The organism is Flavobacterium sp., from assembly GCF_043720215.1.
GTDB lineage: Bacteria > Bacteroidota > Bacteroidia > Flavobacteriales > Flavobacteriaceae > Flavobacterium.
Genome location: NZ_JAYSSZ010000275.1, coordinates 1 through 7,070, shown reverse-complemented (window position 1 = coordinate 7,070; position 7,070 = coordinate 1). Strand labels below are relative to the sequence as shown.

General features: G+C 30.2%; 8 protein-coding genes. 4 read left to right on the top strand and 4 right to left on the bottom strand.

Annotation, left to right across the window (positions count from 1 at the left end; genetic code table 11):
* The 3 genes from ACHZC3_RS12180 to ACHZC3_RS12170 all read right to left on the bottom strand — a co-directional run.
* A partial coding sequence (locus tag ACHZC3_RS12180; RefSeq protein ID WP_394760136.1) for a hypothetical protein occupies positions 1-183 on the bottom strand: 183 nt, incomplete at its 3' end.
* A gap of 37 nt (positions 184-220) precedes the next feature.
* Positions 221-604 (bottom strand): PUR family DNA/RNA-binding protein, encoded by a 384-nt coding sequence (locus ACHZC3_RS12175; RefSeq protein WP_394760134.1) that lies wholly within the window; start codon positions 602-604, stop codon positions 221-223.
* A 65-nt stretch (positions 605-669) separates the two neighbouring features.
* Positions 670-2,430 (bottom strand): ABC transporter ATP-binding protein, encoded by a 1,761-nt coding sequence (locus tag ACHZC3_RS12170; RefSeq protein ID WP_394760133.1) that lies wholly within the window; start codon positions 2,428-2,430, stop codon positions 670-672.
* 197 nt (positions 2,431-2,627) lie between these two features.
* Here ACHZC3_RS12170 and ACHZC3_RS12165 point away from each other — a divergent pair, with 197 nt between their 5' ends.
* The 4 genes from ACHZC3_RS12165 to yajC all read left to right on the top strand — a co-directional run bounded on the left by ACHZC3_RS12165 (position 2,628) and on the right by yajC (position 5,562).
* Complete coding sequence (locus ACHZC3_RS12165) at positions 2,628-3,731, top strand: Glu/Leu/Phe/Val dehydrogenase (protein ID WP_394760132.1); 1,104 nt, start codon at positions 2,628-2,630, stop codon at positions 3,729-3,731.
* Positions 3,732-3,844: 113 nt separating this feature from the next.
* Positions 3,845-4,756, top strand: a complete 912-nt coding sequence (gene nusB / locus ACHZC3_RS12160; protein WP_394760131.1) for a transcription antitermination factor NusB — start codon at positions 3,845-3,847, stop codon at positions 4,754-4,756.
* A gap of 11 nt (positions 4,757-4,767) precedes the next feature.
* Positions 4,768-5,283, top strand: coding sequence for a DUF1573 domain-containing protein (locus tag ACHZC3_RS12155; RefSeq protein WP_394760130.1), 516 nt, complete (start codon positions 4,768-4,770; stop codon positions 5,281-5,283).
* Between the two features lie 6 nt (positions 5,284-5,289).
* A complete protein-coding gene (gene yajC, locus ACHZC3_RS12150; RefSeq protein ID WP_394760129.1) occupies positions 5,290-5,562 on the top strand; it encodes a preprotein translocase subunit YajC in 273 nt (90 codons plus the stop codon).
* A gap of 60 nt (positions 5,563-5,622) precedes the next feature.
* On the opposite strand, the gene ACHZC3_RS12145 is transcribed toward yajC, so the two are convergent.
* Positions 5,623-7,070 (bottom strand): ABC transporter ATP-binding protein (locus tag ACHZC3_RS12145; protein WP_394760127.1); only part of this gene is annotated, 1,448 nt, incomplete at its 5' end.

The window sequence follows — 7,070 nt, the reverse complement described above, 5'->3', positions numbered from 1 at the left end:
ACATTTTTTAAAAACCAATTCGATTCTTCCATCATTATAAAATTTCATTTCTGGCTCTCCACTTTTGTCAAAACCAGTTATTTCGATAGATTTGTAATCAGCTGTTTTATCCTGACCATAAGTCAAATTACAAACAAAGAAAAGAGAAAAAATAATCGATAATTTTAATATTTTGCTTTTCATTTTAAATCATTTTTAGTTTATTAAAACACATTTTTTGTTAAATATCATCAAAATCTATGTTAGTAAAACTTCCAGTCGATGGAATTTCTTCTTCAGATTTTTCAGAAAGATACTCTTTTTTGAAATCTTTTTGATGTCTTTCTGAAATAACTTCTTCTCCTTTGTTATTTAAGACATAAGAAGTCATTTCTTCAAGGATTTCAGCAAAAGCGGTAAAATCTTCTTTATATAAATAAATTTTATGTTTTTTGAAGTGAAAGGAACCATCTTCTTCAGTAAATTTTTTACTTTCAGTAATGGTGATGTAGTAATCATCAGCCTTTGTAGATCGTACATCAAAAAAATAAGTTCTTCTTCCTGCGCGTAATACTTTAGAAAAAATCTCTTCTTTTTCTAACATATCATTTTCATTCCTATTCATTCTATCAATTTTTAATAGTTGTTTGTTACCCCAAAAGTGTAAAAAAAATCAGAACAAAACAACAATTATAACATTTCTTTTTCAGCAATTTGTTTTAAATATAAAGATTTGTAATAACCGTCTTCGTTTATTAATTGATTATGAGTGCCTTCTTGTACAATTTTTCCAGCATCGATTATAATTATTTTATCTGCATTTTTTGCTGAAGATACTCGATGGCTTACAATTATGGTTGTTTTGTCCCTGCAAATGACCTCCAGATTATTCAATATTGTTTCTTCCGTTTCAGTATCAACTGCGGATAAGCAATCATCTAATAGCAAAATTTCAGGATTACTAATAATAGCTCGGGCTATAGAAACACGTTGTTTTTGTCCTCCAGAAAGTGTAATTCCTCTTTCTCCTAATATGGTTTCGTATTGGTCTTTGAAATCGATAATGTTATCATGAACAACAGCATTTTTTGCGGCAGAAACCACTTCGTCATGAGTTGCATTTTCTTTTCCAAACTTAATATTATTTAGTATTGTGTCCGAAAAAAGAAAAGCATCTTGAGGAACAAATCCGATACTTTTACGTAAATTTTTTAAGTTTGCTTCTGGAATTTTTATACCGTCAATAGTTATATTTCCAGAAGTTGGATCGTATAATCTACTTAGTAAGGATAAAATTGTCGATTTTCCGGATCCAGTTCTTCCAATAATTGCCAATGTTTCTCCTTTATCTACTGAAAAACTAATGTTATCTAATGCTCTAATATTAGTGTCCTCATAAACAAGTGAAACATTATTAAACTTTATATTTCCCTCGAAGGTCATAGGCGTGAAATTACTATTTTTAATTTCAGGTTCAATTTTCAAAAATTCATTAATACGTTTCTGAGATGCTTCTGCCTCTTGTACTAATGAAGAAACCCATCCAATAGATGCCACTGGCCAAACTAGCATATTTACATATAAAATAAATTTGGCAATATCTCCAATATCTTTGATGCTACCATTTATATACATCATGCCTCCTAAAAATACAACTAAAAGATTGCTTATGCCTATTAATAAAAGCATTAACGGACCAAACAGTGCTTGTATTTTTGCTAGTCTTAAGCTTTTTTCATTACTTTCTTGCGAAAGTATTTCGAATTCAGTTTGTTTTATGTCTTCAATGCTATAGGCTTTTATTACTCTAATACCGGAAAATATTTCTTGGGTAAAGCTAGATAAATTCGATAAATTTTCTTGAAAAACAGTACTTCGTACATTAATTGCAGTACTTAATTTAAAAATTAAATAAGCTAAAATTGGTAATGGTAGAAGTGTGTATAATGTTAATTCAGGTGATACACAATACATATAGTAAATAACAATTGCAAAACGAATAACTGCATTTATAATGTACATTACTGCAGGCCCAACATACATTCTAACTCGTCCCACATCTTCACTTATGCGATTCATTAAATCGCCAGTTCTATTGTGTTTGTAAAAATTTTGAGTTAAATTTTCATATTGTTTAAAAATCTCATTTTTTAAATCAAACTCTATGTGTCTAGACATTACGATTAGTGTCTGACGCATTAAAAAGGTAAGAACTGCCGCGATTAATGTTGTTACTAATATAAACAAGATATTGTTTAGTAATAACTTCTTTACAGAATCAGAATTTGCAGCATCAGATTTTAAATAATTTTCTACAGCCGTTATTGAATTTCCAATTAAATCAGGTGTATATAATGAGAATATTTGTGCCGCTATTGTTGCAACAATACCTAATAAAAAATGATACTTATATTTTGCAAAATATGGATTTAAATAAAGAAGTTCTTTCATTTTATGATGGTAATTATATATAAAATCAAATATTTACATTAAAAACGGTTAATTGTTTGAATTTTCTGTGATTATGTGATTGTGAATTTAATAATATTTTATTAACAATTAGGTCTAATTTTATGAATTTTTGAATTAAAAGAGTAATTTTGCATCGACTTTTTTAAAACAGCCCTTAAACTTAAAAAATATACATTATGATTACTGAAACTATAAAAGCTAGTGAACTTCATAAAATTGATCCAGTTTTTGGACAATTGTCTTTTGATAATCACGAACAAATTGTTTTTTGCAATGACAAAGATACTGGTTTGAAAGCAATAATTGGTATACATAATACAGTTTTAGGACCAGCACTTGGTGGAACTAGAATGTGGAAATATGAAAACGAATGGGAAGCACTAAACGATGTTTTGCGTTTGTCACGTGGTATGACTTTTAAGTCTGCTATTACAGGATTAAATCTAGGTGGCGGAAAAGCGGTTATCATTGGAGATTCTAAAATAGATAAAACTACTGAAATGATTGCTAAATTTGGTCAATATGTAAATTCATTAAGCGGAAAATATATAACTGCCGAAGATGTAGGAACTACAACAGGCGATATGGATTTAATTCGTTTGCAAACACCACACGTTACTGGTGTTTCTATAGAAAAAGGTGGTTCAGGAAATCCATCTCCTGTAACTGCTTATGGTGTTTATATGGGAATGAAAGCTACAGCTAAATATAAATTTGGTTCAGATATCCTAGAAGGGAAAAAAGTTTTGGTACAAGGAATAGGTCATGTTGGAGAAACTCTGGTAGATTATCTTACTGCTGAAGGAGCGAAAGTAATTATTTCAGATATTAATGAAGCTCGTTTAGAAGAAATAGGGAACAAATATGGAGCAAAAATTTATCATGGTGACGATTTATACAGTGCCGATGTAGATATTTATGCACCTTGTGCACTTGGGGCTACTATAAATGACAATACAATTCATAAAATAAAAGCAAAAATTATTGCTGGAGCCGCAAACAATCAGTTAGCAAACGAAAACATTCACGGAGCTATCTTGCAAGAACGAGGAATTGCTTATGCTCCAGATTTTTTGATTAATGCTGGTGGTATAATCAATGTTTATGCTGAAATTGTAGGTTATGATATGGCAGAATCTATGCGTAGAACCGAAAATATTTACAACACTACATTAGAAATTTTTGATTATGCAGATGTAAATAAAATTACGACACACCAAGCAGCAATGAGAATTGCTCAAAATCGTATCGAATTAAGAAAAAAAGAAAGCGCTAAATAGTAGCGTAATAAATATAATTGTACTTTTGTGAAGCGAAAGAATTTCTTTCGCTTCATTAATTTTTTAAATGTTCTTACATAGTGTTAAACAGACGACATATTCGAGTAAAAGTGATGCAAACGTTATATTCTATGCATCAAACAAAGTCCGATAATTTAGAAAAAGAAGAAAAATTCTTATTTCAAAGTATCGAAAATGTACAAGATTTATATTTGATAATGGTCTCTACATTGATTGAAATTCAAGCAAAAGAGGAAGCACTTATCGAAATTTCTCGTAACAAACACTTAGTTACAAAAGAAGAGAAAAATCCAAATCTTAAGTTTGTAAACAATAAAATATTGCATATTCTCTCTGAGAATAAATCTTTATTGAATGCTCTTGAAGACAGAAAAATAAACAACTGGAAACTTAACGACGATTACATTATAATATTATTACAAGCCATCAAAGAAAGTGATTTGTATCAGGATTATATGAGCAATCCTAAATCTAATTTTGATGAAGATCGAGATTTTATTGCTTCAGTTTTCACTGAAATAATTGCACCAAATGTTAAGCTTTACGAGTATCTTGAAGATCATAAGCTAACTTGGATAGATGATATTCCGTTAGTGAATACTTTAATTCTAAAGCAATTGAAAGCTATTCAAAATACTGAAAACGGAAACTTCTTTGTTCCAAAATTATATAATGATACTGAAGACAAAGAGTTTGTGAGTAATCTTTTTAGAAAGGTACTACTTAACGATCAGGAATTAGCTAAGGAATTTGCTGATAAAACACCTAATTGGGAAGCAGATCGTATTGCCGAAATTGATACAATTGTATTAAAAATGGCTATTTGCGAATTTTTAAAATTCCCTTCAATTCCAGTAAAAGTTACTATAAACGAATACTTAGAAATTGTTAAAGAATATTCTACACCAAAAAGTAGTGTTTTTATTAACGGAATTTTGGATACAATTGCAAAAGAATTTGAAGTCAATGGCAAATTAAAAAAAGTTGGACGAGGTTTAATGTAAAAATAGAATTTATGATTAAAAATTTAATGACACTTATTGCAGTCATATCATTAGTATCGACTGTGTCATGCAAAAAAGAAGAAGGAACTGCTACATTCAAGTTAGATGACAAAAATATGGTTCAAGCACAAGATCAAGCAGATCAGATGGCTGTTGTGCCCAAAAAAATCATGAAACCAGAAGAGTATTCAAAAATTGAAATAGATAATGTAGATTTTGATTTCGGAGATATTACACAAGGTGATAAGGTAGAACATGTTTATAAATTCAAAAATATTGGGAAAAATGATTTAATAATCATTCACGCTCAAGCAAGTTGTGGTTGTACTGTTCCAGAATGGACAAAAACTCCAGTGAAAAGAGGAGAAAGTGGCGAGATAAAAATCATTTTCAATTCTGAAGGAAAAATTGGACATCAAAACAAAACAATAACATTGAGAACAAATACCGAATTAGGTAGTGAAATACTTAGATTTAAAGTAAATATTAATCCAAAAGCAGAAAAAAACATTCCTGCAAAAAAATAAATTATTATGGCACAATTAACACAGTTTTTACCTTTTCTTTTAATGTTTGTTGTAATCTATTTCTTTATGATTAGACCGCAACAAGCGAAAGCGAAAAAAGAAAAAGAATTTGAAGCATCATTAAAAGTTGGAGACAAAATAGTAACAAAAAGTGGTTTACACGGTAAAGTTGCTGAACTAGCTGAAACAACTGTTGTTATAGAAACGATGTCAGGAAAACTTAAAATGGAACGCTCGTCAATTTCAAATGAAATGTCTGAAGCACTAAACAAAAAATAGTTTGGAATTTAATGTATAAAAAAAGCCACGAAATCTGATTTCGTGGCTTTTTTGTTTCTACTAAATTTCTTCTTCATGAGTCACAAATTGAGAATCATATAAGCGTTTATAAAAACCATTTTCTTTTAGTAAAAGTTGGTTGTGTGTTCCTTCTTCAACGACAATCCCTTTATCTAAAACTACAATTTTATCAGCATTAATAACAGTTGCCAATCTATGTGCAATTACAATTGATGTTCTGCTTTTAGTCAACGTTTCAGTTGCTTTTTGTATTAATTCTTCCAAGTAAACATCAATAGACGAAGTTGCTTCGTCAAGAATTAAAATACTTGGTTTGCTTACATAAGCACGCAAAAAAGCAATGAGTTGCCGCTGTCCTGACGATAACATATTGCCACGCTCTTTTACATTATAATCATATCCTCCTGGCAAACTCATAATAAATTTGTGTGCGCCAATTTCTTTGGCTGCAGCCAAAACTTCTTCTCTAGAAATTGCTGGATTATGTAGTGTAATATTATTATAAATAGTATCTGCAAAAAGGAAAACATCTTGCAAAACTACCGCAATTTGTGTTCGCAAACTGTCTAAAGTATAACTCGTAATATCTTCGCCATCAATAGAAATTACTCCCGATTTTATTTCGTAAAAACGATTTAGTAAGTTAATTATAGTTGATTTTCCTGCTCCAGTAGCACCAACAATAGCAATAGTTTCGCCTTTATTTACAGAAAAATTAACGCTTTTTAGAACATCTTCATCTGGTTTATAACCAAAAGTTACTTTATCAAATTTTATTTCTCCTTCAAAATTGGGTGCTATTTTCTCTCCTTTATCTTGAATGTGACTTTGTGTATCTAGAACTTCAAAAACACGATTGGCGGCGATCATGCCCATTTGCATCTCATTAAATTTATCTGCAATTTGACGCAATGGCGTAAAAAATATCGCAATATACATTGTGTAAGCAAATAATTGCCCAACAGTTGTTAAATTGTCTCCATCTATGATACTTATTCCTCCGTACCAGATTATGGCGCTTAAAGTTAATGATGAAATGATATCAGCAAATGGGAAAAATATGGAGTTATACCAAACGTTTTTTATCCAAGCTTTTCGATGTTTGTTGTTTATTTCTTTAAATTTCTCGAACTCAATGTCTTCTCTAGTAAATAGTTGTACGATTTTCATTCCAGTAACTCGTTCTTGCACAAACGTATTCATATTTGCAATTTGGTTTCTTACTTCTTCAAAAGCGAGTTGCATTTTTTTCTGAAATACTCTGGTTACATAAATTAATATTGGCATGGCACCAACGATTATCATGGTCAGTTTCCAGTTCATAACTAGCATAAATACTAGTACAACTACCATTTTAAGAAAATCACTTATTATCATAAATAAACCTTGACTGAAGATCCTAGCAATGGCTTCTATATCTGAAACTGAACGAGTGACTAATTTACCAACAGGTTCGTGGTCGAAATAACTCATTTTAAAACTGGTCA